A 25834-nucleotide genomic window follows, 5' to 3' on the forward strand; every position below is an offset into this window, starting at 1 on the left:
TGTGATCTAAAATCGAAGGCTTGCCCCTACACCCCCGGCCCTACGCCCCCATGACCCTGCGCCTGCACAACACCCTGACACGCCAGCTCGAACCGTTCACCCCGCTCGATCCGACCTGTCCGACCCTGTATGTGTGCGGCCCCACGGTCTACAACTACGTGCATATCGGCAACGCGCGCGGCCCGGTGGTGTTCGGGGTGCTGGCCGACCTGCTGCGGCGCCGCTTCGGCGGCCTGCGCTACGCCCGCAACATCACCGACGTGGACGACAAGATCAACACGGCCGCGCGCGAACAGGACGTGCCGATTTCGGCCATCACCGACCGCTTCGCCGCCGCCTACCGTGAAGACATGGCCGCGCTGGGCGTGGTGCCGCCGGACATCGAGCCGGAAGCCACCGCGCACATCCCGCAGATCATCGCCATGATCGAACAGCTGATCGCCGCCGACCACGCCTATGCGGCCGAAGGCCACGTGCTGTTCGCGGTGGCCTCGTTCGCTGCTTACGGCAAGCTGTCCAACCGCGACCCGGAAGAGATGCTGGCCGGGGCCCGCGTGGACGTGGCCCCGTACAAGCGCGATCCGGGCGATTTCGTGCTGTGGAAGCCGTCCAGCGACGACCTGCCGGGCTGGGACTCGCCCTGGGGCCGTGGCCGGCCGGGCTGGCATATCGAATGCTCGGCGATGGCCGCCGCGCACCTGGGCCCGACCATCGACATCCATGCCGGCGGCGTGGACCTGCAGTTCCCGCACCATGAGAACGAGATCGCGCAGAGCGAATGCGCGCACGGCGGGCAGACCTTCGCCCGGTTCTGGCTGCACAACGGCATGCTGAACTTCGGCGGCGCCAAGATGAGCAAGTCGATCGGCAACATCGAGCGGGTCCACGACCTGGTGCGCCAGCACGCGCCCGAAGCGCTGCGCTACGCGCTGCTGTCGGCCCACTACCGGCAGCCGCTGGACTGGTCCGACGCGCTGATCGAACAGTCGGTACGGACCCTGGACCGCCTGTACGGCACGCTGCGCGACCTGGCCGACGTGACCGCGACCCCGGCCATCCCGGCCGAGATCGAGGCCGCGCTGGACGACGACCTGAACACCCCGCAGGCGCTGGCCGAGCTGGCCCGCCTGGGCGCGGAAGCACGCCGTGCCGAGGCCGCCGACAAGGCGCATTGGAAGGCCGCCCTGCTCGGCGCCGGGCAGGCGCTGGGCCTGCTGCAGCAGGACCCGGCCGCGTGGTTCGGCACCGACGGCGGCGACGCCGGCGACGATGCGCGCATCCAGGCGCTGATCGACGAGCGCAGCGCGGCCAAGGCCGCACGCGACTTCGCCCGGGCCGATGCGCTGCGCCGGCAGCTGGACGAGGAAGGGATCGTGCTGGAAGACACCGCGCAGGGCGTGCGCTGGTCGCGCAAGCGTTGAAAGGCCGCCCGACCCCCGGTCGGGCGCAACCGTCGGGGTGGCCCGGCGTTCCGTGACAACCGTAGAGAGTGACGTGATCGATTCCCCGTTCCCGATTGAACCCACGGCTGCCGACGCGCAGGCCGCCATTGCCGACGAATTCGCGTTCTTCGGCGACTGGTCCGAGCGTTACCAGTACCTGATCGACCTTGGCCGCAAGCTGCCCGCCTTCCCGGACGCATGGAAGACCGAGGAGCATCGCCTGCTCGGCTGCCAGTCGATGGTGTGGATCGTGCCGGAAGGCAATGCCGATACCCTGCGCTTCCATGCGATCAGCGATTCGGCGATTGTCTCGGGCCTGATCTACCTGGCACTGCGGGTGTACTCGGGGCGCTCGGCGGCCGAAATCCTGGCCACCGAGCCGACCTACATCCAGGACATCGGGCTGTCGCGGCACCTGTCGCCGACCCGCAGCAACGGCGTGGCGGCGATGTTGGCCTTCATCCGCGAGACCGCGCAGGCGCAGTCGGCGTTGTGAGTGCCCCTGCCCCGTCCGAGCCCGGCGACAGCGCGCTGGGCCTGCTGGCCCGGCCGGGCTTCGCGCTGCTGTTGGCCTACCGGATCCTGGCGATGCTGTCCTACCAGATCGTCGCGGTGACGGTCGGCTGGCACATCTACGAAGTCACCCGCAATCCGTTTTCGCTGGGCCTGGTCGGGCTGGCCGAGGTGCTGCCGTTCTTCTGCGTGGCGCCGTTCGCCGGCTACCTGGTGGACCACCTGCCGCGCCGCCGGCTGGGCATGGTGGCCTGCAGCGGGCTGGTACTGACCGCAGTGGTGCTGACCGCCGTGGCCGAAGGCTGGCTGCCCTTCCACGGGGTGTGGCCGATCTACGCGGCGGTGGCGATGACCGGCATGGTGCGCGCCTTCCTGTCGCCGATCTACAACGCGCTGTTCGCGCGGGTGCTGGAACGGCACCAGTTCGCGCGCGGCGCGGGATTGGGGTCGGTGGTGTTCCAGGCCGGCATGGTGGTGGGCCCGGCCCTGGGCGGGCTGCTGGTGGCCTGGGGCGGCAAGAGCCTGTCCTACGGCGTCGCGGTAGTGGCGGCGCTGGCCGCGCTGGGCTGCCTGGCCACGCTGCGGGTGTCCGAACCGGTGCACAGCGGCCCGGCCGCGCCGATCTTCAAGAGCATCGCCGAAGGCGGCCGCTTCGTGCTGGGCAACCGGATCATGGTCGGGGCGATGGCGCTGGACATGTTTTCGGTGCTGCTGGGCGGCGTGGTGGCGATGCTGCCGGCCTTCCTGCACGAGATCCTGCACCACGGGCCCGAGGGCCTGGGCATCCTGCGCGCGGCGCCGGCCCTGGGGTCGGTGTGCGTGGGCCTGTGGCTGGCACGGCACCCGCTGCAGCAGCATGCCGGCCGGGTCCTGCTGTTCGCGGTGGCCGGGTTCGGGCTGTGCGTGATCGGCTTCGGTCTGTCGCACAGCTTCTGGCTGTCGGCGGTGATCCTGCTGTTCTATGGCGCCTTCGACGGGGTGTCGGTGGTGATCCGTTCGACCATCCTGCAGCTGGCCACGCCGGAGGAGATGCGCGGGCGGGTATCGTCGATCAACGGCATTTTCATCAGTTCCTCCAACGAACTGGGCGCGTTCTATGCCGGCACCATGGCCAAGCTGCTCGGTCTGGTCCCGGCCGTCGTCCTGGGCGGATTCGCCGTACTCAGCGTCGCCGGCATCACCGCCTGGAAGAACCCCACCCTGCGCCGCCTCAACCTGCGCGACCTCCAGTAGAGCGACGCCCTGCGTGGCTGCTTCAAGCATCGTGGCGAACAACCCTCAACTGATCGATCTCGAGCTGAGGGCCGGCTGCTTTTTGCAACCGCACACGACCCTGTATGGGGGCGGCCGCCGGGTAGCCCCCGTAGGGACTGTCAAAAACATGGATGTTTTTGACAAGCCCCCAGGGATGGGTTCACGGCGTGTCCCGGAGGGGGCTGCCCGGCGGACGCCCCTGCACGTAGCAGCAAAGACGCCGGCTTTGCCTTTGCCTTTGCGTAAACAAAAAACCCGGCAGAAGCCGGGTTTCTCGCGTCAATCAGCAACCAGCGATCAGTCGCCCTGCTGCTTCTGCAGGTGCTCCCAACGCTCCTGGGCGTCGATGGTGCGTTCGGCGGTCAGGCGCGCTTCGAGGCGGTCCAGGCCGATTTCTTCACCGGTGTCCACGCAGAAACCGTAGTCGCCGTCTTCCAGCCGCTTGAGCGTGCTGTTGATCTTGCCGATCAGCTTGCGGTAACGGTCGCGGGTGCGCAGTTCCAGCGAGTTCTCGGTCTCGCGGGTAGCGCGCTCGGCTTCGTCGCCGATGTCACGCACTTCTTCCTGCAGGTTGGCGATGGTCTGCTTGGATTCCTCGACCAGTTCGTTGCGCCAGCTCTGCAGGCGCTGGCGGAAATACTCCAGCTGCAGCGGGCTCATGTACTCCTCGTCCGCGCTCGGCTTGTAACCGTCGGGCAGGATGGGACGGCCGGTGGCTTCGTCGGTCTTGTACTCGACCACCTTGAACTTGGTGCGCGGGGCCGGGGCGGACGAACGCGCTGCCACGGCAACGGCGACCTTGCCAACTGGACGCGACACAGGCTTGGGGGCGGATTCGGATTTCACGGGAGTTTTTGCAGGCGATTTCGAAACGGGCACGGGATTCTTGTTTTGCGGGGCTTTCGGCGCGGGGGCTGCCGCCACCGGCTTCGGCGCGGGGGCCGGAGCGGGAGCAGGCTTGGCCGCGGCCTTGGCCGGGACAGACTTGGCCGGTGCCGGCGGTGCCGGCTTCGGTGCGGACTTCACTTTGGGTGCTGCAACCGGCTTGGCGGCCGGCTTGGTTGCCGGCTTGGCGGCCTTTACCGGCTTGGCCGGCGCAGGCTTGGCAGCCGACTTCTTCACCGGCGCGGACTTGGCCGCCGGCGTAACGGATTTCTTCGCGACCGGCGTGCGGGTCGGCGCGGCCTTCTTCACCGGCGCCTTTGCGACCGGCTTCTTTGCCGCCGACGGCTTGGCCGCCGCGGCTTTCTTCACCGGCGCCTTGCTGACCACCGGCTTTTTCGCGGGCGCCTTCTTGACCGCCTTGGCCGGCGCCTTGGCGACCGACTTCTTCACGGGTGCCGTCCTGGCCGCCGGTTGTTTGGATGCAGGCTTGCCTGCCGGCTTGGCGGCCGGTTTTTTGGCAACGGACTTGGCCGCCAACTTCTTAGCAACAGGCTTGGCGGTTTTCTTGGCGGCCTTGACGGCCTTCTTTGCAGTTTTTTTAGCAGCCACGAAACGCTCTTCCTTGGTTTCCCCGGGGCCCGGGAAAGCGGGCCTTTATAGCCTACCCGACCAGCAGCAGCAACCACTCCGCCCACTCCGTTCAGCCGGAGAACACAGCGGTGCGTGGCCGTCGCCCCGCCTGGGCGGAGCGAGCTGCGCAGTTCGGAACCTGACCCGGCGCGGGCGCCGGGAGCGGCCCGCCGCGCCTGCGCGCGGACGGGTCCAACACCCCATCCTGCGACAAATGCGGCCTTCATGCCAACTGCTCTAAGATTGGGGGGTGATCTCCCACCTGCTCATCGCCCTGCTGCGCTTCTACAAGCGCTTCATCAGCCCCCTGCTCGGGCCGCGCTGCCGGTTCGTCCCCAGTTGTTCTGAATACGCCATGCAGGCCATCGCCACGCACGGCCCCGCGCGTGGCAGCTGGCTGGCCGTGCGCCGGCTGGGGCGCTGCCATCCCTTCCATCCCGGTGGCGTGGACGAGGTGCCGCCGCGCACCGCGCACGCCGACTGCCGCTGCACAGGAAAACACTGAAATGTCCTCCACGCTCATCGTCAACGCCCGCATGGTCAACGAAGGTCGCGTCTTCACCGGCGACCTGCGCATCGACAACGGCCGCATCGCCCAGATCGGCACCGGCCTGCAGCCGCAGGACGGCGACATCGTGGTCGAGGCGGGCGGGCGCTGGCTGCTGCCCGGGATGATCGACGACCAGGTGCACTTCCGCGAACCCGGCCTGACCCACAAGGGCGACATCGCCACCGAATCGGCCGCGGCCGTGGCCGGTGGCCTGACCAGCTTCATGGACATGCCCAATACCAACCCGCCCACGCTCAACGCGGCAGCCCTGCAGGCCAAGTACGACGCTGCTGCCGGTCGCGCGCGCGCCAACTATGGCTTCTACATGGGCGCCAGCAACGACAACCTGGCCGACGTCAAGGTGATCGACCCGCTGACCACGCCCGGCGTCAAGGTATTCATGGGCGCCTCCACCGGCAACATGCTGGTGGACAACCCCGAGACCCTGGACGCGATCTTCAAGTACGCCCCCACGCCGATCATCACCCACTGCGAAGACACGCCGATGATCGACGCCAAGGCGAAGGAATACGCGGAAAAGTACGGCGATGCATTGAGCGCCGAACAGCACCCGGACATCCGCTCGCGCGAGGCCTGCCTGAAATCGTCCGAGCTGGCCGTGGCCCTGGCGAAGAAGCACGGCACCCGCCTGCATGTGCTGCACATCTCCACCGCCGATGAGCTGAAGCTGTTCGAGCAGGGCCCGCTGATCCGCGCCGACGGCAGCCGCAAGCAGATCACCGCCGAAACCTGCATCCACTTCCTGCGCTTCGACCGAACCGATTATGCGCGACTGGGCAACCTGATCAAGTGCAACCCGGCGATCAAGGAAGTGAGCGACCGCGAAGCGTTGACCCAGGCCGTGGCCGACAACGTGATCGACGTGCTGGCCACCGACCACGCCCCGCACACCTGGGAAGAAAAGCAGAAGCCGTATGCGCAGGCGCCGTCGGGCCTGCCCCTGGTGCAGTACGCGCTGGTGGCGGCACTGGAGCTGGTGCACGAAGGCAAGCTGGAGATCACCCAGGTCGTGCAGAAATTCGCGCACGCGCCGGCGCAGCTGTTCGATGTGAGCCAGCGCGGCTACCTGCGCGAAGGCTACTGGGCCGACCTGGTGCTGGTGGAAGACGTACCGTTCACGGTCAAGCGCGAAGACGTGCTGTCCAAGTGCGGCTGGTCGCCGTTCGAGGGCATGACCTTCCGTTCGCGCATCGCCTCGACCTGGGTCAACGGCCAGCTGGCCTGGGACGGCACCCAGCTGGTGGGCGCGCCGAACGGCCAGCGCATGAGCTACGACCGCTGATGCGGGCAACGGTAGTGCGCCTGGGCCTGCTGGCCCTGGCTCCGGTGGCCGTGATCGGCCTGCTGCCCTCGCCCGCCGTGGCCCAGGCCGACGCCCGCGTGGTGTTTCCGGCCAGTGCTTCGCAGGGTGCGATGGTGATCGGCAAGGTGCCCCCCGGCAGCGTGGTGCAGTACGCCGGGCGCACGCTGCGGGTGAGCGGCTATGGCAGCGTGGTGTTCGGGATCGGCCGCGACGAGAAAGGCCCGTTGCAGGTGCAGGTGCAACGACCCGATGGCGGCAGCGACACGGTGCGCATCGCGGTGACCCCGCGCGACTGGCCGGTGGAACGCGTCAACGGCGTGCCGCCCAAGACCGTGAACCCGCCGCCGGCGATTGCCGAGCGGATCAAGCGGGAGCAGGCGCAGGTGACTGCGGCGCGGGCGCGCGATGACAATCGTGCCGATTTTGCCCAGGCCTTCATCTGGCCGGTGCAGGGGCGGATCAGCGGGCGCTTCGGCAATGCGCGGGTGTACAACGGGCAGCCGGGGTCGGGGCATTCGGGGATGGATATCGCGGTGCCGACCGGCACGCCGGTCAAGGCGCCGGCCGCCGGGATCGTGACCTTCGCTGGACCCGACCTGTACCTGACCGGCGGCACGCTGCTGCTGGACCATGGGTTCGGGATCAGTTCGAATTTCCTGCACCTGTCGCGCATCGACGTGAAGGTGGGCGACCGGGTTGAGCAGGGTCAGGTGATTGCGGCGGTGGGTGCCACCGGCCGTGCCACCGGGCCGCACCTGCATTGGGGCATGAACTGGTTCGATACGCGCATCGACCCGCTGCTGGTGCTCGAACGCGGACGGTGAAGGCGTACCGACCAACGGTCGGTACCTACCGGGATGTTCGGCCGGCGTACCGACCAACGGTCGGTACCTACCGGGATGTTCGGGCGCGTACCGACCAACGGTCGTACCTACCGGGATGTTCGGCGTACCGACCAACGGTCGGTACCTACCGGGGCGGTCGGGCGCGTACCGACCCACGATCGGTACCTGCCGGGGCGGTCGGGCGTGTACCGAACGACGGTCGGGATCTGTCCGGACGGTAGTGCCGACCGTTGGTCGGCACGTGTTTCGGTCACCCGCGGGCGGCCCACCAGGTGCGCAGCAGCGTGCGCACCGGGGTGGCCTTGAGCTCGCGGCCGTGCGCCCAGGCCTGCTGGCGCGCGCGCGCGAGTGAGGCATACAGGCGACGCGGGCGCGGGCCCGCTACGCGCGCCGGCCAGTCGCGCAGGAGCTGCTGCCCCCAGCGCTGCGCCGCATCGCCCTCGCCCTGCCCCAGCAGCGAACGCGGCACCGCTGCCACGCCGGCTTCGTGCAGGCGCTGCGCCAGGGCCTGCAGCACCACCGGCGTGGCCACGTCGCCACGCGCCGGGGTCTCGAACATCACCGCTTCGACCGCCGCTACTGCCGCGCCGTACGCCTGCAGCGCGCGCCGCGCCTGCGCCGGGTCGACCGCTGCCGCGCGCGCTTCGATCAGGTCCGGCAGGGCCTGGGCGAGCTCGGCCCACGGCGCGCGCACCGGCTCGAGCATGCGCCCCAGCGGGTGACGCGAGCGCTGCGCCGACCAGCTGCGCAGCTCTTCGCCCCACCACGCCAGCTTGGCATCGGCCGGCATCGGGTCGCCGCTGGTGTTGAGGATGTCGTCGAATTCCTGCAGCAGCGCGAACCATGCCACCACCAGGGTGCGCTGGGATTCGGCGATGAACGGTTCGGCGACCTGCCATTCCGGCCAGCGGGTCCGCCATTTGTCCAGGAAGCTGTCGAGGGCGGTGGAGGTGGTCATTTGGATGTCCTGATGAAGAGCGTACCGACCAACGGTCGGTACCTACCGGTTTGTTCGACCAACGGGTGGTACCTACCGGGTCTGTTCGACCAACGGTCGGTACCTGCCGGGCCTGTCCTGCCAACGGGCGGTACGTGTCGGCCTGTCAGTGGCCGGCGTTGATTCGGGCGGCCGGCCAGGCGGCCGCTTTCTGGAGTTCAGCCGGTTGTTCGATCATGGCCTCGGCGCCCCACGACAACGGGTTGTCGTCGTCCAGGCGGTAGCCCCACAGCGCGGCCACCGAGGCCATGCCAGCGGCGTTGGCGGCGACGATGTCGCGCTCGTCGTCGCCGACATAGATGCAGGTGGCCGGATCGATGCCCATGCGTTCGGCCGCGGCCAGCAGCGGCAGCGGGTGCGGCTTGCGCTGGGCCAGGGTGTCGCCGCCGATCAGCACCGCGCAGCGCGTTTCCCAGCCCAGCTGCGGCAGGACCAGGCGCGCCAGGTACTCCGGCTTGTTGGTGACGATGCCCCAGGCACACGCCGCCCCTTCGAGGGCCTCGAGCATGCCGGCCACGCCGTCGAACAGCACCGCATGCTGACCGATCAGCGCTTCATAGCGCGCCAGGAATTCGGGCACGAGCGCATCGCGCGCGTCCTGCCCAAGCTCCGGGAAGGCCACCGACACCATCGCACGCGAGCCTTTCGACACCACCGGGCGCAGTGCCTCCAGCGTTATCGCCGGGCGCCCGCGTGCGTCCAGCATCGCATTGGCGGTGGCCAGCATGTCCGGTGCACTGTCCAGCAAGGTGCCATCCAGGTCGAACAGCACCGCCTTGGGGAAACCGGCCTCAGCCACGGCCGTCGGCGTCGGGCTTGACCGCATGGGCCAGGTAGTTGATGTCGGTGCGCGAGCTCAACCGCGCGCGGTTGCGCCACGGCTCATAGGCCATGCCGCTGACATCGCGCAGGTTGAAGTCGGACGCCCGCAGCCATTTGCCCAGTTCGGCCGGCTTGATGAATTCCTGGTAGTGGTGCGTACCCTTCGGCAGCAACCGGGCGATGTACTCGGCGCCGACGATGGCCACCGCGAACGCAGCCGGGGTGCGGTTGATGGTGGACAGGAACAGCTGGCCGCCCGGCTTGAGCAGCCGGTGGCAGGCGGCGATGATCGCGCCCGGGTCCGGGACGTGCTCGAGCATTTCCATGCAGGTGACCACATCGAAGCTGCCCGGCTGCTCGGCGGCCAGGTCTTCGGCGGCCTGCACGCGGTAATCCACGCTCACGCCCGACTCCAGCCCGTGCAGGCGGGCGACCTTGACCAGCTCCGGGGCCAGGTCGATGGCGGTCACGTCCGCGCCGGCCTGGGCCAGCGCTTCGCTGAGCAGGCCGCCGCCGCAGCCGATGTCGAGCACGCGCGCACCGCGCAGCGTGACCCGGTCCGCAACGTACTTCAGGCGCACCGGGTTCAGCGCATGCAGCGGCTTCTGCGGGCCGTCGGCGTCCCACCAGCGGTTGGCGAGCGCGGCGAACTTGTCCAGTTCGGCCTGATCGAAATTGGTGGAAGCGTGGGGGGCGTTCATGGGAAGTCCTTGGTTAGCGGACGTGGCGGATACGCTCGCGCCACTGGCGGGCGTTGGCCACGATGGCGGCAGTGTCCATGCCGACCAGCTCGCGCTGGACCAGCTTGGGCTGCCCGGCAATCCAGACATCGCTGACCTGGTGACGGCCGGCGGCATACACCAGCTGCGAAAGCACGTGGTGCAGCGGCTGGGTTTCCAGCGCCGACAGGTCCACGCAGACCAGGTCGGCCTGCTTGCCCACTTCGATCGAGCCGATGCGGTCGCCGAAGCCCAGCGCGCGTGCGCCGCCCAGGGTGGCCGCACGCAGGGTGGTGGCCGCGTCCAGCGCGGTGGCGTCATTGGCCACGGCCTTGGCCAGGATGGCCGCGGTGCGGTTCTCGCTGAACATGTCCAGGTCGTTGTTGCTGGCGCAGCCGTCGGTGCCGATCGCCAGGTTGACCCCGGCACGCTGCAGCGCGCACGCCGGGCAGAACCCGGAGGCCAGCTTGAGGTTGGATTCGGGGCAATGCACCACGCTGACGCCACGTTCGGCGCACAGGTGGATCTCCGCGTCGGTCAGCTGGGTCATGTGCACCGCGATCAGGCGGTCGTTGACCAGCCCCAGCCGGTCCAGCCGCGCCAGCGGGCGCTGGCCATGCAGCTTGATCGAATCGCTGATTTCCTGCGCGGTTTCATGCGTATGCAGGTGGACCTGCATGTCCAGCTGGTCGGACAGCATGCGCACGCGTTCGAAGTTGGCGTCGCTGACGGTGTACGGCGCGTGCGGCGCGAAGGAGGTGCCGATCAGCGGGTCGTTGCGCCACTGGTCGTGCAGCTCGCCGGCCTTGGCGAAGTACTCATCGTCGCTCCTGGCCCAGGCAGTCGGGAAATCGATGACTACCGCGCCCACCAGAGCGCGGAACCCGTGCTGCTTGTACACGGCGGCCTGGACGTCGGCGAAGAAGTAGTTTTCGTTGGCGCAGGTGGTTCCCCCGCGCAGCATTTCGGCGATAGCCAGGGTGGTGCCGTCAGCCACAAACTCCGGCCCGATCACCGCCGCTTCCACCGGCCAGATGTGCTGCTGCAGCCACACCATCAGCGGCAGGTCGTCGGCGACGCCGCGCAGCAGGGTCATCGGATTGTGGGTATGCGCGTTGACCAGGCCCGGCATCAGCGCCGCGTCCGGGCGCGATACGGTCTGTTTCGGCGCGAACCGCGTACGCGCCTCGGCACGCGGCAGGATCGCGACGATCTCGCTGCCGCGCACGGCCACGGCATGGTCTTCCAGCACCACCGCATGCGGTTCGATCGGGACCACGTAGCCGGCTTCGATCAGCAGGTCACAGGGTTCGGGAATGCGTGCGGTGTCGGTCATGCGGTCTCGCTTTGGGGGGCGGCGATCCGACGCTGCGGGATCACCGCGATGTGCGGGTAAGGTAGAGCCGACTGTCAGTCGGCTGCCGTTCGCGACGCGCGTTCAGACTCCGCTTAGAGCAGCCGACTAACAGTCGGCTCTACGTCGGCTCTACGTCGGCTCTACCGTCATTCGACGTCGTCGAATTACTTGCCGGCGCGGGCCGAGTATTCGCCCGAGCGGGTGTCGACCTTGATGATTTCATCCTGGTTGACGAACAGCGGCACGCGGACCACGGCGCCGGTTTCCAGGGTGGCCGGCTTGCCGCCGCCGCCCGAGGTGTCGCCACGGACGCCCGGGTCGGTTTCGACGATCTTCAGTTCAACGAAGTTCGGCGGCTGCACGAAGATCGGCGAGCCATTGAACAGGGTCACGATGCAGGACTCTTCACCCTTCAGCCAGTTCTTCGCATCGCCGATGCCGGCCTTGTCGGCCTGGACCTGTTCGAAGGTTTCCGGGTCCATGAAGTGCCAGTACTCGCCGTCGCTGTACATGTAGTCCATGTTGGTGTCGACAACGTCGGCCTTTTCCACGTCATCGGTGGCCTTCATGGTCATTTCGACCACGCGACCGGTGCGGATGAAGCGGTACTTGATCCGGGTGAAGGCCTGGCCCTTGCCCGGCTTGACGTACTCGGTCTCGGTGATGACCGCCGGTTCATTGTTGACCAGGATCTTCATCCCGTTCTTGACGTCGTTCATGCCAACAGTGGCCATGCTGAAACTCCTGAATGGGCAAACGCCGCGCAGGCGCGGCGAGCCGGATAGAATGGGAAACCCACCGGCGACGGCGGGGAGACACGTTTTTTCTGACCCATATGATAACCGCAGGCCCCCATTCCATGCAGCTTTCCGCCACGCCACTGCCCACCCCCGTCCGCTGGCAGCAGCTGTGGCGCGAGGCGGTCCGCGACCCGCGGACGCTGTTGGACCAGCTGGGCCTGGACCCCGGTGCCCTGCCGCTGTCGGGTGAGGCCGCCGCCCAGTTCGCGCTGCGGGTGCCGCAGGGCTTCATCGCCCGCATGCGCCGCGGCGACCGCGACGACCCGCTGCTGCGCCAGGTACTGCCGGTCACCGATGAACTGCAGCATGTGCCGGGCTTCAGCCTGGATGCGGTCGGCGACGGCCTGGCGCGCAAGGCCACCGGGGTGATCCAGAAGTACCACGGCCGTGCCCTGCTGGTGACCACCGGCAGCTGCGCGATCAACTGCCGCTACTGCTTCCGCCGGCATTTCGACTACGGCACCGAGAACGCGGCCCGCGAAGGCTGGCGCGAGGCGGTGGACGCGATCGCCCAGGACCCGGGCATCGACGAAGTCATCCTGTCGGGCGGCGACCCGCTGTCGCTGGCGACCCACAAGCTGGTGGAGCTGACCCAGGCGCTGAAGCAGATTCCGCACCTGCGCCGTCTGCGCATCCACAGCCGGCTGCCGGTGGTGCTGCCGGAGCGTGTGGATGAGGAACTGGTGCAGTGGATCGCCACCCTGCCCTGGCCGGTGGCGTTCGTGATCCACGCCAACCACGCCAACGAATTCGACGCGACCGTGGACGCGGCCATGGCCCGCCTGCGCGGCGCCGGCGCCACCCTGCTCAACCAGGCGGTGCTGCTGCGCGGGGTGAACGACTCGCTGCAGGCGCTGCAGGACCTGAGCGAACGCAGCTTCGCCGCCGGGGTGCTGCCGTATTACCTGTACCAGGTCGACCGGGTACAGGGTGTGGCGCATTTCGAGGTGGACGATGCCACCGCCAAATCGCTGCACGCGCAGCTTACCGCGCGGTTGTCGGGGTACCTGGTCCCGAAGCTGGTGCGGGAGATTTCCGGGGATTCCAGCAAGCGTCCGGTGTAGGGCGCAAGCGCCCTACACCGCGCCGTGTTCTCACCGCCCGGATTCGATCATTTCCACGACCTCGGTCGCGCTGATCGGCACGCTCAGCCAATACCCCTGCGCCAGGTCGCAGCCGCGCTGGCTGAGCAGGTCGAACTGCACTTCCTGCTCGATACCCTCGGCCACCACGGTGATGCCCAGCGCATGCGCCATGGCGATGATCGCCGTGGTCAGGGCCAGGTCGTCCGGGTCGCGCTGCATGTCGGCGACGAAACTCTTGTCGATCTTGACCCCGTCCACCGGCACCTGGCGCAGGTGGCTCAGGCCGGAGAAACCGGTGCCGAAGTCGTCCAGCCACACCTTCACGCCGGTGCGGTGCAGCTTGTCCAGCAGTGCGGCGGCCAGCATTTCATCGCCGATCACCGCGGTCTCGGTCAGTTCCAGATGCAGGCGCGAAGCCGGCAACCCGGTATCGCGCAGGCAGTCGGCCACCAGGCTCGGCAGTTCGCCGCCGCGCAGCTGGCGCGGGGACACGTTGACCGACACGAACATGCCTTCGCCATCGACCGAATGCGGCCACTGCACCGCTTCCATGCACGCTGCGCGCAGCACCTTGGGTCCGATCACTTCGATCAGGCCACTCTGCTCGGCCACTTCGATGAACACCGACGGCGGAATCGTGCCCAGGGTCGGGTGCTGCCAGCGCAGCAGCACCTCCACCCCCACCATGCGCCGGTCGCGGGTGCGGAAGATCGGCTGGTAGACCAGGCGCAGCTCGCCCCGTTCCCAGGCGCCACGCAGTTCCTGTTCCATGTGCACGCGCCGCTCCACCGCATGGTCCATGGCGCGGCTGTAGTAGCGGTAACAGTTCTTGCCGGCAACCTTGGCCTGGTACATGGCGATGTCGCCATTCTTCAGCAGCGTGGTTGCGTCGGCCGCATCGTCGGGGAACAGGGTGACGCCGATGGAGGTGCCCAGGAACAGCTCCCTGCCCTGCACCACGAGCGGTTTCCCCAGTTCGCGCACCAGCAGCTCGGCCAGCTGGCGGGCAGCGGCGGCGACGTCGCCGTCGCCGATCAGGATCACGAACTCGTCGCCGCCAAAGCGTGCCAGCAGCGCTTCGTCGCCACCGGCCTGGGCCACGGCGGCACGGATGCGCTGGGCGAACTGCAGCAAGGCTTCGTCGCCGGCTTCATGGCCAAGGGTGTCATTGACGCGCTTGAAGTCGTCCATGTCGGCAAACAGCAGGCCCAGCCGGTGCCCGGACGCGCGCGCGGCCATCAGCCGGTGGTCCAGCGCCTCGCGGAACGCCAGGCGGTTGGTCAGGCCGGTCAAGGCGTCGGTGTACGCCATGTGCCGCACTTCGCGGTCGTGGCGGGCAATGGCTTCGCTCATCCGGCCGAAGGCGCGGACCAGTTCACCCACTTCGTCCTGGCGGCTGTTGTGGCTGAGCTGCGGGCGGTAATCGCCGGCTTCGATCTGGCGTGCGGCCGCGGCCAGGCCGCGGATCGGGGCGACCAGGGTGCGCTGCACGTAGATGATGACCACCACGCCGATCGCCAGCAGCAGGCCCAGCATCAGCAGCAGCCAGCCCAGGTGGCGCTTGCCGACCTGCTGCAGGCGCTCCCCCAGGGTGGTGTTGGCCCGCTGTTCCATGGCCTGCACATCGTCCAGGGCCATGCCGACGCGAACACCGCCGATGCGCTGGTTGCCGACCATGATCGGCATGGCGTTGTCGAGCACCTTGGGCGATTGCTGCACCACCAGCTTGCGCGCGGCCACCGCGCCGGCTGCGAGCGGGTCCTGCATGGGCTTGCCGAAGTCGATCACCTCGGAACTGCCGTCGTGGATCAGCTTGCCGTCTTCGTCGAACACCAGCACGTAGCGCACCACCTGCTGCCGCGAGGTGTTGCGCACCAGCGCACCGACCTGGGCCAGGTCGTTGTAATACAACGGGTTGGCCAGCGCGTCGGACAGCTCACGCGCCAAGGCCTCGCCGCGGCTGCGCACGCTGCGGTCGAACAGTTCATGGATGACGCTGCCGCTGAGGTTCTTGACCTCATCCTGCATCGCCGCCTGGCGCCCCAGCACCACGGCCACGATCGCCACCACCACCACCATCGCCCCGCCCATCGCCAACACGAAACGGGACTGCATTCCGGAACCCAACGGCCTCATTCCACTTCCATCCGCACGCGTGTAAGACCCTGTTTCAATTCATCCAAACGGTGCTGCATCTGCGCATCGACCCGATGGAACCCGGACGTACCAAAAAATGTTTCCAGCGCGTCCTGCGCCTGCGGATCCGAGGCGGCATCCAGCAACACCTGCTGCAAACGGTCGCGCACCCGCGGATCCAGCCCGGACCGCACCATTTCCACCGCACGCGGGTACGGTTCGGTGCGGAAGATCGGGCGGAAATCCCGCCGGAACGTGGCCGGGATGCGGTGCTCGTCGACCCAGTCGACGCTGCTCACCGCGCCGGCATCGACCACGCCCTTGTGCACGAAGGTGGCGATGTTCGCCTCCGACCGCGCGAACACGTAGCCCACGGTGTCCGGCGCGGCCGCGTCGCGCGCCGACAACAGGATCTCCGGGGTCAGCCCGTTCTGCAACAGGGTCATCACCGGCACCAGGTAGGCGCTGGTGGACGCCACGTTCTGCAGGGCCAGGGTGTGGCCCTTGAGATCGGCCAGCGAGGTGATCGGGCTGTCGCGGCGGACGAAGAACACGGTGTGGTACTCGCGCACGCCGCTGCGCTCGGTCAGCAGCAGGGGCTGGGCGCCGCTGCGCAGGCCCAGCGCCACGGCGGTGCCGGCGGTTTCGGTGACCCAGTCGACCCGGCCACGGCGCAGGTAACTGGCCATCCGCTGCGCGTCGGGGGCCATCAGGATGCGCCCTTCGGTGATGCCGACGTCGCGCATGCGCGGGACGACGTAGTCGAGCAGGGGCTGCAGTTGCGCATAGTGTGACTTGGGGTTATCGCTGATCCGGCCCAGCACGAGGACGTGACCCTGGCCGCTGGTGTCAGGGCCGGCAACCGCGGTTCCAGCCATCGCCATGATGCCCAGACACAGCAGCGCTCCCTGCAACAGCCATCGCAGTCGCGGCAATCCCATTCGCTCCCCCCAAGGAATGGCAACAGCCTACCCGAAAAAGTGAGACGTGCGTCAGCTCATTCGGGCTGGGCGTTGGCCAATCGCGCCATCCGCTGGGCGTCGGCGAGGATGCCGCGCAGCAGGCGCACTTCCTGTTCGCTCAGCTCGGTGCGCAGGAACAGGCGGCGCAGCTTGCGCATGGCCGAGTCGGGCGCGCGGCCCTTGTGGAAGTCGATATCGTCCAGGGTCTGGCCAAGCTGGCCGAACAGGCCTTCGACCTGGGCATGGCTGGCAGGCTGTTCGCGGTGTTCAGGGTCGGCCGGGGCGGCGGCGTCGACCCCGCCCAGCACGGCCATGCGCAGTTCGTAGGCAAGCACCTGGACCGCAGCCGCGAGGTTCAGCGAGCTGAACTCGGGGTTGGACGGAATGTGCACGGCGAGGTGGCACAGCTGCAGCTCCTCGTTGGTGAGGCCGGTGCGCTCGCGGCCGAACACGAAGGCGACTTCGCCCTCGGGCTCGGCGGCCTTGGCCAGGCCACGCTGGGCGGCCACGGCGGGAAGGAGCTCTTCGAGCTGGACGCGGCGGGCCCGGGCGGTGCAGCCGAGCACGAGCCGGCAGTCGGCGACGGCGTCGGCCAGGGTGGCCACCACGGGGGCGTCGCCGAGTACGTCTTCGGCACCGGCGGAGCGGCGGAAGGCCTCTTCATCCAGCGGTTTTTCCGGCGCCACCAGGACCAGCCGGCCCAGGCCCATGGTCTTCATGGCACGGGCGGCGGCGCCCATGTTGCCGGGGTGCTGGGTGCCCACCAGGACGAAACGGATGCGGGACGGAGCGGAATGTGCGGACATGAACAGGCCAAACGCGAGCAGGACAGTCACAAATGGTAAACTGTGCGGCCGGCCTTTGCGCCGGGACCGCTCTTTTCCCCCGCCAGTACCCCATCTCTGCCTTTACGGGAGCTTTTCGCCATGCAGAAACCCGCCGTCACCGTCATGGTCAAGGCCGCCCGCCTCGCCGGCAACGTCCTGTTGCGCAACATCAACAAGCTGGAGGCGCTCAACGTGGTGCAGAAGGGGCGCATGGACTACGCCAGTGAAGTCGATGCGGACGCGGAAAAGGTGATCATCAAGGAACTCAAGCGCGCCTACCCGGACTACGGGATCATGGCCGAGGAAGGCGGCGTGCAGGCCGTCAACCGGTACATGTGGGTGATCGACCCGCTGGACGGCACCAGCAACTACCTGCGCGGCTTCCCGCACTACTGTGTGTCGATCGCGCTGGTGGAAAACGGCGAGCCGATCGATGCGGTGATCTTCGACCCGCTGCGCAACGAGCTGTTCACCGCCAGCCGGGGCGCCGGGGCGGTACTGAATGACCGTCGCATCCGCGTGACCGACCGCAAGGACCTGTCCGGGGCGATGATCCACACTGGTTTCGCGCCGCGCGAGCGCAGCCGCACCAGTGCGCAGCTGAAGGCGGTGGACGCGTTGCTGGTGCAGGCCGAAGACGTGCGCCGCACCGGTTCGGCGGCACTGGACCTGGCGTACGTGGCCTGCGGCCGCGCCGACGCCTATTTCGAGGCCGGGGTGAAGGCATGGGACATCGCGGCCGGCGTGCTGCTGGTCCGCGAAGCCGGCGGCCGGGTCTGCGACTTCAAGGGCGCGACCCCGGCCCGCATGGACAGCCGCGGCCCGGAAACCCAGCAGATCGTGGCGGGCAACGTGAAGAACAGCGACGTGCTGCAGAAGGTCCTGGTCAACACCGGCTACGCCGCCGAGTTCGACTCAAAGTTCTGATCGACCTGATGTGGGATTCAAGCAACGGCGCCTTCGGGCGCCGTTTTTGTTTGGGGATCCGCGCGTAGAGCGCTGGCTGCCTTGGTCCTGCGTGTGGGGGCGAGGGAGGGGTAGGCCCTGGCCGGACACGCGTGCCCCGCTACCCCCTCCCACCCCGCGCCCCCGCGCGCAGACAATGAAAACGCTAGTGCTTCCCAGCGCGGGAAGCCCAGCAGGCGAAGGCTTTTTGCATTGGGCACCGACCAACGGTCGGTACCTACCAATGCCGCAAAAGAAAACGCCCGACCAAAAGCCGGGCGTTCGCAGCAAACTTCAAGGACCGCATCACGCCACGGTGTTGCTCGCGGCCTTCAGCGCGGCAATGCGCTCTTCCAGCGGCGGGTGGCTCAGGAACAGCTTCTTTGCCGTGGCGCCGGCGATGCCGAACGCGGCGATCTGGGTCGGCAGGGTGCTCTGGCCGTGGTTGAGCTTCAGGCGCTCCAGCGCGGCGATCATCTTCTGGCGGCCGGCCAGGTGGGCGCCGCCGGCGTCGGCGCGGAACTCGCGGTGGCGCGAGAACCACATGGCGATCATGGTGGCGAACAGGCCGAACACCATTTCCAGCACGAACACGATGATGAAGTAGGCAAAGCCACGGCCGCCGCCTTCGCGGTTGCCCGACAGCGCGCTGTCGATGATGCCGCCGACCACGCGCGCCAGCACGATGACGAACGTGTTGAGCACGCCCTGCAGCAGTGCCATGGTGATCATGTCACCGTTGGCGACGTGCGCGATTTCGTGGCCCAGTACGGCTTCGGCCTCGTCTTCGCTCATGTTGTGCAGCAGGCCGGTGGACACCGCCACCAGCGCATTGTTGCGGTTGGCACCGGTGGCGAAAGCGTTGATTTCCGGGCCGTCATAGACCGCGACTTCGGGCATGCCGATGCCGGCTTCGCGCGCCTGGCGTTCGACCGTGGCCAGCAGCCAGCGCTCGGTGGGATTGCGCGGCTCGGTGATCACCACCGCGCCCGTGGAGCGCTTGGCCATCCACTTGGACAGCAGCAACGAGATCAGCGACCCGCCGAAGCCGAAGATGGCCGCAACCACCAGCAGGCCGCTCATGCTTGCCGGATCGATCCCGGCCAGGCGCATTACGAAGCCTGCCAGGATCAACACGGCGAAGTTGGTCGCGAGGAACAGGGCAATACGACTGAACATGGGAAAAGGACGCTTTTCAGGTGGTGTTGGTGCAAATCTGCGGGGACTTCATGTTGAATTCAAGTCGCAACCTGACCGACGATTCATAGTTCATGTCCATGACTGCCTACCGCGGGCGCTTCGCCCCCTCGCCCACCGGCCCGCTCCACGCCGGGTCCCTGCTCGCCGCCTTCGGCAGCTGGCTGCTGGCCCGACACGCCGGCGGGCGCTGGCTCGTGCGGGTTGAAGACGTCGACCCGCCACGCACCGTGCCCGGCGCCATCGACCAGCAACTGGGCGCGCTGGCCGCGTTCGGCCTGTCCAGCGACGCGGCCATCGTCCACCAGAGCCAGCGCGACGCCCTCTACCAGGCCGCACTGGACCGCCTGCTGGCCGAGGACAAGGCCTTCGCCTGCCAGTGCAGCCGCGCCGAGCTGGCCGCCCGGGGCGGTATTCATCATTACTGCGTGGCACGTACCGAGCGTGCCCAAGCGGCCATCCGCCTGCGCGTGCCGCCGGGCAGCGTGGTGGGGTTCCAGGATGGCCTGCGCGGTGCGATCCGCCAGGACGTGCATGCGGAGGTCGGCGACTTCGTGCTGCGCCGCGCCGACGGGTACTGGGCCTATCAGCTGGCGGTGGTGGTCGACGACGCCGACCAGGCCATCACCGACGTGGTGCGCGGCGCCGACCTGCTCGATTCCACCGCGCGCCAGATCCTGCTGCAGCAGGCCCTCGGCCTGCCCACCCCGCGCTACCTGCACCTGCCGCTGCTGCTGGAACCGGACGGGGTCAAGCTGTCCAAATCGGCCGCCGCACGGCCGGTCGATGCCGATCAACCGGTGCCCGCGCTGAAGCAGGCCTGGGCGCAGCTTGGCCAGGATCCGGCGTGGCTGGTGACGTGCGGCAGCGTCGCCGACCTGCTGGAACGGGCCGTCGCCGGCTTCGACCCGGCGCAATTGCCACCGGGTGACATCCGGCTGGCCGCCGACGCCCGGTGAGCCCCCATTTACCGCCGCGATGTTGCAGAATCGCGTTCCCCCTGCTGGCTCCGGAGTAGCTGCTCATGACATCTCGCGTCGCACTGGTCACCGGCGGTACCGGCGGTATCGGTTCCGCCATCTGCCAACGTCTGGCCGACCAGGGCCATCGGGTTGCCACCAACTACCGGGACGAGGCCAAGGCCTTGGCCTGGCGCGAGAAGATGCTGGCGCGCGGCTGCGACGTGGCGATCTTCCCCGGCGATGTCGCCGACCCGGCCACCGCCGAACAGATGGTGCACGCCGTGGAGGCCGCGCTCGGCCCGATCGAGATCCTGGTCAACAATGCCGGTATCACCCGCGACACCACCTTCCACCGCATGCGCGCCGACCAGTGGCACGACGTGATCAACACCAATCTCAACTCGGTGTTCAACGTCACCCGCCCGGTCATCGAAGGCATGCGCCGCCGTGGCTGGGGCCGGGTGATCCAGATCAGCTCCATCAACGGCCTGAAGGGCCAGTACGGCCAGGCCAACTACGCCGCGGCCAAGGCCGGCATGCACGGCTTCACCATCTCGCTGGCGCGCGAGAATGCCGGTTTCGGCATCACCGTCAATACCATTTCGCCCGGCTATGTCGCCACCGACATGGTGATGGCCGTGCCCGACGAAGTACGCGCCAAGATCATTGCGGATATCCCCACCGGCCGCCTCGGCAAGCCCGAAGAAATCGCCTACGCCGTCGCCTTCCTGGTGGCCGAGGAAGCCGCCTGGATCACCGGCTCCAACCTCGACATCAACGGCGGCCACCACATGGGCTGGTGACGGTTCCCACGGCCGACCAACGGTCGCTACCGGTATACCCCTCAAAAATGCTGCACCTCACCCGCCCGCCCACCGCAGGAGGAGCCCCCTTTTGTCAAAGGGGGCGCGCCGAAGGCGCGGGGAATAGGAAGCATGCCCCGGGGGCCCACGTTTTGCGCAGCAAAACGTGGGCGGCGAATGATTGCGCAGCGCAGCCCCGGTTGCGGAACCTCATTTTGCTGCACAAATTGCTGCGCAGCATGAAGATGTGCCATGAATGACCAAAGGAGGTTGCAACCGGTGCTGCGCTGCGCAATCATTCGCCCTTACGCTGACGAGTGACTGCTTCATGGCTGCGAACCGCATCATCAAGAAGTACCCGAACCGCCGTCTCTACGACACCGAAATTTCCAGCTACATCACCATCGAGGATGTGCGCCAGCTGATCCTGGACGGTGAAGACTTCGAAGTCCGTGACGCCAAGAGCGGCGACGACCTGACCCGTTCAGTGTTGCTGCAGATCATCGCCGACCAGGAACAGGACGGCGAGCCGATGCTTTCCACCCAGCTGCTCAGCCAGCTGATCCGTTTCTATGGCGATTCGCTGCAGGGCTTCATGGGCAATTACCTGGAGCGCAGCATGCAGGTCTTCCTGGACCAGCAGCAGCAGTTCCGCCAGCAGATGGGCAACCTGCTTGGCCAGACCCCGTGGGCGATGATGAACCAGCTCACCGAACGCAACCTGGAACTGTGGCAGGACTTCCAGCGCAACATGGGCGGCGGCTTCGGCCCGCGCCCGCCGGGCACCTCGACCGGCACCGGCACGGGAACCGGCAGCGGCAAGCCCGAGGCCCCTGCGACCGGCAAGACCCGCCGCTGATCCAACGTCCCGGTACCGCCGGGACGCACGAAAAAAGGCGCAGCCTCACGGCCGCGCCTTTTTCGTTTCAGCCGCCTGGCACTCAGCGCTTGGGCTTGGCGCACCCGGTGCAGACCCGTTCCACCTGGTATCCCTTGGCGCGCAGCTTCTCGACCACGCCGTCGTCGCCCAACAGGTGCAGCGAGCCCACCACCACCAGCGTGCCGCCCTGCCCGGCCTTGAGCTGCTGCTCCAGCTTGGGCACCCAGGCGTCGTTGCGGTCGGTATTGATGCGCTTGTACAGCTGTGGATATTCGCCCCGCATGTCCGCGGCCATCGAGGTCCACAGCAGCTTGTCGTCGCCACGGCGCCAGGCGTCGTGCAGCTTGCGGCCCATGGCATCGGCCTGGTCGGCCTGTTCCAGCGCCTCGGCCACCATCTGCTGCTGCTCCTGGGCCGACATCCCTGACAGCACCGCCACCTGCGTGTCGATATCTTCCAGGCCACTGGTCGGCTTGCCCGCGTCGGCGGCACGCGACATGAAATGCCGGTCCAACCCAAGCGCCGGATCCAACCCCATCTTGGCGAACTGCGACAGCGTGATGGTCAGGCCGACAAACCACGGCTTCATGCCCTGCAGCTGGGTCAGCGGCAGGTTGTTGGCGCTGGCGTAGGCCTGCAGCCTGGTCCAGGTGGCCGCATCCAGGTCACGCTTGAGTTCGCTGCCATCGCTGCGCATCGCCGCCTGCAGCATTTTGCGGGTCAGGTCCGGCGACTGCATGTCCTGCGGCGAGAGTTCAAACACCACCCGCCGCGAGGCCGCGAACGCCTGGTCCACGTCGGCCGCCAACGGGTAATCGTCGGCGCGCAGCAGGTGGAACGAACCGAGCAGGTACACGCGGCTGTCCCCCGGGCCGGTCACCTTCCACAGCAGCGGCACCGGCGCGCCGGTCCTGGCCGCCGCCGCCGGCGCGGCCAGCGCCGTGGCACCGCCCAGCAGCAGCCCGGTGGCCAGCAGCAGCGGTGCGGCCAGTCGCGTCAACATCGTCATCATCAAACCCCTCCCTGGGGTGCGTGGTAGGCCTGCTCGCCGGCATCCACCTTCAGATCCAGGCGGTTTTCCGGCGGGGTCAGCGGGCACGTGGCGAACGGAGTGAACGCGCACGGCGGGTTGTAGGCGTGGTTGAAATCGACCACCACGGTGCCGCTGGCATCGGGTGCGGGCAGGTCCAGGTAGCGCCCGGCCGGGTAGCTGCCGTGGCCGCTGGTGCGGTCACCGAAGATCACGAACAGCTCGCGGCCCGGTTCCCCCAGTGCTTCCAGGCGCCACGTCCTGCCGTCACGCTCGAATTCCAGCGCACCGGCATTGGGCATCTCGGTGGTGAGCCCGGTGATGTCCACGATCGGCAGGGTCTTGCCGGCCGGGTGCGGCACGAACCGTGCCGTGATGCGCCAGTCCGGACCGCCCGGCCAATAGGTCAGGCCGGTGAAGCCGGACCGCGAATAGGCGTCGGCGTGCTTGACCCGCAGCGCATAGCGCTCGCCACGGTGGATCAGGCTCAACTGGCCCTTGCCGTCATCGAACGCAATCCGGGTCGGCTCCGGATCGCGGTCGCTCTGGAAGCGGATCGGCCCGGTGACTGGCTTGCCGTCCACGCTCACCGCTGCGCCGCGCTCGGGCGTGAAGGTCAGCCGGTCGCCATTACGCGCCACCATGCCCAGCTTTGCCGGACCCACGGCCAGGCGGATGCCGCTGCCCGGACCGCTGCCGATGTAGTGGGCCTTGTATTCCAGCCAGTGCAGGCCGACCAGGCTGGTCCAGCCGTCGGGCGCCTGCAGCTCGGTATACCGCTGCTGCCGCCACTGCTGCTGTTCGGCGGCGAACGCCGGATCCACCGGCGCCGGTACCGGCGCGGTTTCAGTGTCGCCGCAGCCTGCCAGGCCCAGCGCCAGCAGCGCCGCGCCCAGTCCCCATCCCCAGATACGCATCGTGCTCCCCTTCAACGTCCGCGCAGGAACCAGCGGTCGATCTCCGCCAGTGAAAAACGGGCCCAGGTGGGCCGGCCGTGATTGCACTGGCCGGACCGTTCGGTGATTTCCATGTCGCGCAGCAGCGCGTTCATTTCCGGCAGGGTCAGTCGCCGGTTGGCGCGCACGGCGCCGTGGCAGGCCATGGTCGACAGCAGTTCGTCGCGTGCGCTGGCGATGCGCCGGCTCTGGCCGTGCTCGCGCAGGTCGGTCAGCACGTCGCGCAGCAGCCCTTCGGGTTCGGCGTTGGCCAGCAGCGCGGGAATGCTGCGCACATGCAGCGAGCCGGGACCGGAACGGGTGATCTCGAAGCCCAGCGCGATCAAGGTGTCGGCTTCACGCTCGGCGGTGTCGGCATCGCGCTCGCCCACGGCCAGCGTGATCGGCACCAGCAGCGGCTGCGCATGCAGGCCGCTGGCGTCATGCGCGTTCTTGAGCCGCTCGTAGCCGATCCGCTCGTGCGCGGCATGCATGTCCACCACGATCAGGCCTTCGGCGTTCTCGGCCAGGATGTAGATGCCGTGCAGCTGCGCCACCGCATACCCCAGCGGCGGCACGCCGCTGTCGGCTGCGGTGACGGGAAGGCCCTGTTCGCTGGGCATGGCCGGCAGCGCCGCATCGCCCGCCGGGCGCGCATACAGCGCGGCGTACGCCGACGGCGCATCGGCCACGCGCAGCCCCAGCGGCGACTGCTGCGGGCGCCAGGCCGGCTGGCCCATGCCACCGCCACCGCCACCGCCACCGCCGGCCAGCGCGTAGCCGGCACCCGCTGCGGCGCCGGCATGGGCCGGTGCAGCGGTCTCGGCCACGCCCTCGCTGCCCGCACCGACGGCGGTCATGCCGGCGCGCGTTTCGGCCAGCGCTTCCTTCAGCGTGCGATAGACGAAATCATGGATCAGGCGGGAATCGCGGAAACGCACCTCGTGCTTGGCCGGGTGCACGTTGACATCCACGCGGGTCGGGTCCAGTTCCAGGAACAGCACGTACGCCGGCTGGCGGCCGTGGAACAGCACGTCGCCGTACGCCATCTTCACCGCATGGGCCACGCTGCGATCGCGCACCGAGCGGCCATTGACATACAGGTACTGCTGGTCGGTGCTGGCGCGCGAGTAATGCGGTTGCGCGATCCAGCCATGCAGGCGCAGGCCGGCACCGCTGTGGTCCACGCGCATGGCCTGGTGGGCGAAGTCCTCGCCCAGCGTCTCGCCCAGCCGCGCATCGGAGTACAGGTCGCCCGGCTTGTAGCGCCGCGACGGCTTGCCGTTGTGCGACACGCGCAGCTCCACGTCCGGGCGCGCCAAGGCAAGCGAGCGCAGCCATTCTTCGATATGGCCCAGCTCGGTGCGCTCGGCGCGCAGGAACTTCCGCCGCGCCGGCACGTTGTAGAACAGCTCGCGCACCTCCACGGTGGTGCCCGGTGCATGCGCGCGCGGCGTCACTTCACCCAGCTTGCCGCCTTCGATCTGCAGGGCCGAGCCGTGCTCGTCGCTGCGTCGGCGCGAGGCCAGGGTAAAGCGGCTCACCGAGGCGATCGACGGCAGCGCTTCGCCACGGAAGCCCAGGGTGGCGACTGCCTCGAGGTCATCCAGGCTGGCGATCTTGCTGGTCGCATGGCGTGACACCGCCAACGGCAGTTCTTCGGGGGCGATGCCACCGCCGTCATCGCGGATCCGGATCAGGCGTACGCCGCCCTCTTCCAGGTCGATATCCACGCGGGTAGCACCGGCATCCAGCGCGTTTTCCACCAGTTCCTTGACCACCGATGCCGGGCGTTCCACGACTTCGCCCGCGGCGATCTGGTTGATGAGGATGTCGGGAAGTTGGCGGATGGTCATGCGGGAATGATATCCGGATCGTGGGGATGGATTCCGATATCAATGGGCCCCCAGTGGGCACGTTGGGTCCGGGCAGAC

24 protein-coding genes are annotated in these 25834 nt (G+C 68.2%); 11 read left to right on the forward strand and 13 right to left on the reverse strand.

The window, feature by feature from the left end:
* Positions 1–50 precede the first annotated feature (50 nt).
* The 3 genes from cysS to ACIGII_RS03010 all read left to right on the forward strand — a co-directional run bounded on the left by cysS (position 51) and on the right by ACIGII_RS03010 (position 3188).
* The gene (gene cysS / locus ACIGII_RS03000; RefSeq protein ID WP_399635023.1) at positions 51–1421 is read left to right on the forward strand and encodes a cysteine--tRNA ligase; all 1371 of its coding nucleotides are present in this window, start codon (positions 51–53) and stop codon (positions 1419–1421) included.
* Positions 1422–1494: 73 nt separating this feature from the next.
* Complete coding sequence (locus ACIGII_RS03005) at positions 1495–1938, forward strand: SufE family protein (RefSeq protein WP_399635026.1); 444 nt, start codon at positions 1495–1497, stop codon at positions 1936–1938.
* Positions 1935–3188: an MFS transporter gene (locus ACIGII_RS03010; RefSeq protein WP_399635027.1), complete on the forward strand. Its 1254-nt coding sequence runs from the start codon at positions 1935–1937 to the stop codon at positions 3186–3188. The genes ACIGII_RS03005 and ACIGII_RS03010 overlap by 4 nt, the downstream gene beginning before the upstream one ends.
* 318 nt (positions 3189–3506) lie before the next feature.
* On the opposite strand, the gene dksA is transcribed toward ACIGII_RS03010, so the two are convergent.
* Positions 3507–4703 (reverse strand): RNA polymerase-binding protein DksA, encoded by a 1197-nt coding sequence (dksA, locus tag ACIGII_RS03015; RefSeq protein ID WP_399635030.1) that lies wholly within the window; start codon positions 4701–4703, stop codon positions 3507–3509.
* A gap of 271 nt (positions 4704–4974) precedes the next feature.
* Here dksA and yidD point away from each other — a divergent pair, with 271 nt between their 5' ends.
* From yidD to ACIGII_RS03030, 3 genes are read left to right on the forward strand one after another with little or no spacing between them, the layout of a single operon-like run.
* On the forward strand, positions 4975–5229 hold the full coding sequence (gene yidD, locus ACIGII_RS03020; protein ID WP_399635033.1) for a membrane protein insertion efficiency factor YidD: 255 nt from the start codon (positions 4975–4977) through the stop codon (positions 5227–5229).
* Between the two features lies 1 nt (position 5230).
* Positions 5231–6577, forward strand: coding sequence for a dihydroorotase (locus ACIGII_RS03025; RefSeq protein WP_399635036.1), 1347 nt, complete (start codon positions 5231–5233; stop codon positions 6575–6577).
* Positions 6577–7422 carry a M23 family metallopeptidase gene (locus ACIGII_RS03030; protein WP_399635037.1) on the forward strand — a complete coding sequence of 282 codons (846 nt, stop codon included), beginning with the start codon at positions 6577–6579 and terminating at the stop codon, positions 7420–7422. The genes ACIGII_RS03025 and ACIGII_RS03030 overlap by 1 nt, the downstream gene beginning before the upstream one ends.
* 271 nt (positions 7423–7693) lie before the next feature.
* On the opposite strand, the gene ACIGII_RS03035 is transcribed toward ACIGII_RS03030, so the two are convergent.
* From ACIGII_RS03035 to efp, 5 genes are all read right to left on the reverse strand, one after another.
* Positions 7694–8401, reverse strand: coding sequence for a squalene/phytoene synthase family protein (locus ACIGII_RS03035; protein ID WP_399635040.1), 708 nt, complete (start codon positions 8399–8401; stop codon positions 7694–7696).
* A gap of 145 nt (positions 8402–8546) precedes the next feature.
* Positions 8547–9266 carry a phosphoglycolate phosphatase gene (locus tag ACIGII_RS03040; protein ID WP_399635041.1) on the reverse strand — a complete coding sequence of 240 codons (720 nt, stop codon included), beginning with the start codon at positions 9264–9266 and terminating at the stop codon, positions 8547–8549.
* Positions 9232–9963: a bifunctional 2-polyprenyl-6-hydroxyphenol methylase/3-demethylubiquinol 3-O-methyltransferase UbiG gene (gene ubiG, locus ACIGII_RS03045; RefSeq protein ID WP_399635042.1), complete on the reverse strand. Its 732-nt coding sequence runs from the start codon at positions 9961–9963 to the stop codon at positions 9232–9234. The genes ACIGII_RS03040 and ubiG overlap by 35 nt, the downstream gene beginning before the upstream one ends.
* 13 nt (positions 9964–9976) lie before the next feature.
* Positions 9977–11317 carry a TRZ/ATZ family hydrolase gene (locus tag ACIGII_RS03050; RefSeq protein ID WP_399635045.1) on the reverse strand — a complete coding sequence of 447 codons (1341 nt, stop codon included), beginning with the start codon at positions 11315–11317 and terminating at the stop codon, positions 9977–9979.
* 185 nt (positions 11318–11502) lie between these two features.
* The gene (gene efp / locus ACIGII_RS03055) at positions 11503–12072 is read right to left on the reverse strand and encodes an elongation factor P (RefSeq protein ID WP_399635046.1); all 570 of its coding nucleotides are present in this window, start codon (positions 12070–12072) and stop codon (positions 11503–11505) included.
* 125 nt (positions 12073–12197) lie between these two features.
* Here efp and epmB point away from each other — a divergent pair, with 125 nt between their 5' ends.
* Positions 12198–13202 (forward strand): EF-P beta-lysylation protein EpmB, encoded by a 1005-nt coding sequence (gene epmB / locus ACIGII_RS03060; RefSeq protein ID WP_399635049.1) that lies wholly within the window; start codon positions 12198–12200, stop codon positions 13200–13202.
* A gap of 30 nt (positions 13203–13232) precedes the next feature.
* Here epmB and ACIGII_RS03065 read toward each other — a convergent pair whose 3' ends face one another.
* The 3 genes from ACIGII_RS03065 to ACIGII_RS03075 are packed head-to-tail and all read right to left on the reverse strand — an operon-like array spanning position 13233 to position 17127.
* Positions 13233–15359: an EAL domain-containing protein gene (locus tag ACIGII_RS03065; protein ID WP_399635050.1), complete on the reverse strand. Its 2127-nt coding sequence runs from the start codon at positions 15357–15359 to the stop codon at positions 13233–13235.
* The gene (locus ACIGII_RS03070; protein WP_399635052.1) at positions 15356–16300 is read right to left on the reverse strand and encodes a phosphate/phosphite/phosphonate ABC transporter substrate-binding protein; all 945 of its coding nucleotides are present in this window, start codon (positions 16298–16300) and stop codon (positions 15356–15358) included. Before ACIGII_RS03070 ends, ACIGII_RS03065 begins: the two co-directional genes overlap by 4 nt.
* Positions 16301–16356: 56 nt before the next feature.
* A complete protein-coding gene (locus tag ACIGII_RS03075) occupies positions 16357–17127 on the reverse strand; it encodes an RNA methyltransferase (protein WP_399635054.1) in 771 nt (256 codons plus the stop codon).
* 120 nt (positions 17128–17247) lie between these two features.
* Here ACIGII_RS03075 and ACIGII_RS03080 point away from each other — a divergent pair, with 120 nt between their 5' ends.
* The gene (locus ACIGII_RS03080) at positions 17248–18075 is read left to right on the forward strand and encodes an inositol monophosphatase family protein (protein WP_399635057.1); all 828 of its coding nucleotides are present in this window, start codon (positions 17248–17250) and stop codon (positions 18073–18075) included.
* Positions 18076–18399: 324 nt separating this feature from the next.
* On the opposite strand, the gene htpX is transcribed toward ACIGII_RS03080, so the two are convergent.
* Positions 18400–19272 carry a protease HtpX gene (gene htpX, locus ACIGII_RS03085; protein ID WP_399635060.1) on the reverse strand — a complete coding sequence of 291 codons (873 nt, stop codon included), beginning with the start codon at positions 19270–19272 and terminating at the stop codon, positions 18400–18402.
* Between the two features lie 92 nt (positions 19273–19364).
* Between htpX and gluQRS the strand changes: the two genes are divergently transcribed.
* From gluQRS to phaR, 3 genes are all read left to right on the forward strand, one after another.
* Positions 19365–20249 (forward strand): tRNA glutamyl-Q(34) synthetase GluQRS, encoded by an 885-nt coding sequence (gluQRS, locus tag ACIGII_RS03090; protein ID WP_399635063.1) that lies wholly within the window; start codon positions 19365–19367, stop codon positions 20247–20249.
* A 65-nt stretch (positions 20250–20314) separates the two neighbouring features.
* The gene (locus ACIGII_RS03095) at positions 20315–21055 is read left to right on the forward strand and encodes a beta-ketoacyl-ACP reductase (RefSeq protein WP_399635064.1); all 741 of its coding nucleotides are present in this window, start codon (positions 20315–20317) and stop codon (positions 21053–21055) included.
* Between the two features lie 328 nt (positions 21056–21383).
* Complete coding sequence (gene phaR / locus ACIGII_RS03100; protein WP_399635067.1) at positions 21384–21914, forward strand: polyhydroxyalkanoate synthesis repressor PhaR; 531 nt, start codon at positions 21384–21386, stop codon at positions 21912–21914.
* A gap of 82 nt (positions 21915–21996) precedes the next feature.
* On the opposite strand, the gene ACIGII_RS03105 is transcribed toward phaR, so the two are convergent.
* From ACIGII_RS03105 to mutL, 3 genes are read right to left on the reverse strand one after another with little or no spacing between them, the layout of a single operon-like run.
* Positions 21997–22944: a TraB/GumN family protein gene (locus tag ACIGII_RS03105; RefSeq protein WP_399635198.1), complete on the reverse strand. Its 948-nt coding sequence runs from the start codon at positions 22942–22944 to the stop codon at positions 21997–21999.
* Positions 22945–22946: 2 nt separating this feature from the next.
* Positions 22947–23882 carry a DUF1684 domain-containing protein gene (locus ACIGII_RS03110; protein WP_399635069.1) on the reverse strand — a complete coding sequence of 312 codons (936 nt, stop codon included), beginning with the start codon at positions 23880–23882 and terminating at the stop codon, positions 22947–22949.
* 11 nt (positions 23883–23893) lie between these two features.
* Positions 23894–25756, reverse strand: coding sequence for a DNA mismatch repair endonuclease MutL (gene mutL / locus ACIGII_RS03115; protein WP_399635073.1), 1863 nt, complete (start codon positions 25754–25756; stop codon positions 23894–23896).
* Between the last annotated feature and the right edge of the window lie 78 nt (positions 25757–25834).

This window comes from Stenotrophomonas sp. NPDC077420, assembly GCF_044543385.1.
GTDB lineage: Bacteria > Pseudomonadota > Gammaproteobacteria > Xanthomonadales > Xanthomonadaceae > Stenotrophomonas.

Bases quoted from the DNA above. Each gene is read 5' to 3' on its own strand.
- mutL (WP_399635073.1), bottom strand. From the start codon at position 25,756: ATGACCATCCGCCAACTTCCCGACATCCTCATCAACCAGATCGCCGCG.
- cysS (WP_399635023.1), top strand. From the start codon at position 51: ATGACCCTGCGCCTGCACAACACCCTGACACGCCAGCTCGAACCGTTC.
- ACIGII_RS03030 (WP_399635037.1), top strand. From the start codon at position 6,577: ATGCGGGCAACGGTAGTGCGCCTGGGCCTGCTGGCCCTGGCTCCGGTG.
- ACIGII_RS03110 (WP_399635069.1), bottom strand. From the start codon at position 23,882: ATGCGTATCTGGGGATGGGGACTGGGCGCGGCGCTGCTGGCGCTGGGC.
- ACIGII_RS03075 (WP_399635054.1), bottom strand. From the start codon at position 17,127: ATGTCCGCACATTCCGCTCCGTCCCGCATCCGTTTCGTCCTGGTGGGC.
- htpX (WP_399635060.1), bottom strand. From the start codon at position 19,272: ATGTTCAGTCGTATTGCCCTGTTCCTCGCGACCAACTTCGCCGTGTTG.
- ACIGII_RS03105 (WP_399635198.1), bottom strand. From the start codon at position 22,944: ATGACGATGTTGACGCGACTGGCCGCACCGCTGCTGCTGGCCACCGGG.
- epmB (WP_399635049.1), top strand. From the start codon at position 12,198: ATGCAGCTTTCCGCCACGCCACTGCCCACCCCCGTCCGCTGGCAGCAG.
- gluQRS (WP_399635063.1), top strand. From the start codon at position 19,365: ATGTCCATGACTGCCTACCGCGGGCGCTTCGCCCCCTCGCCCACCGGC.
- ACIGII_RS03035 (WP_399635040.1), bottom strand. From the start codon at position 8,401: ATGACCACCTCCACCGCCCTCGACAGCTTCCTGGACAAATGGCGGACC.
- ACIGII_RS03095 (WP_399635064.1), top strand. From the start codon at position 20,315: ATGACATCTCGCGTCGCACTGGTCACCGGCGGTACCGGCGGTATCGGT.
- ubiG (WP_399635042.1), bottom strand. From the start codon at position 9,963: ATGAACGCCCCCCACGCTTCCACCAATTTCGATCAGGCCGAACTGGAC.
- ACIGII_RS03040 (WP_399635041.1), bottom strand. From the start codon at position 9,266: ATGCGGTCAAGCCCGACGCCGACGGCCGTGGCTGAGGCCGGTTTCCCC.
- ACIGII_RS03025 (WP_399635036.1), top strand. From the start codon at position 5,231: ATGTCCTCCACGCTCATCGTCAACGCCCGCATGGTCAACGAAGGTCGC.
- phaR (WP_399635067.1), top strand. From the start codon at position 21,384: ATGGCTGCGAACCGCATCATCAAGAAGTACCCGAACCGCCGTCTCTAC.
- ACIGII_RS03050 (WP_399635045.1), bottom strand. From the start codon at position 11,317: ATGACCGACACCGCACGCATTCCCGAACCCTGTGACCTGCTGATCGAA.
- ACIGII_RS03065 (WP_399635050.1), bottom strand. From the start codon at position 15,359: ATGAGGCCGTTGGGTTCCGGAATGCAGTCCCGTTTCGTGTTGGCGATG.
- efp (WP_399635046.1), bottom strand. From the start codon at position 12,072: ATGGCCACTGTTGGCATGAACGACGTCAAGAACGGGATGAAGATCCTG.
- ACIGII_RS03080 (WP_399635057.1), top strand. From the start codon at position 17,248: ATGCAGAAACCCGCCGTCACCGTCATGGTCAAGGCCGCCCGCCTCGCC.
- ACIGII_RS03070 (WP_399635052.1), bottom strand. From the start codon at position 16,300: ATGGGATTGCCGCGACTGCGATGGCTGTTGCAGGGAGCGCTGCTGTGT.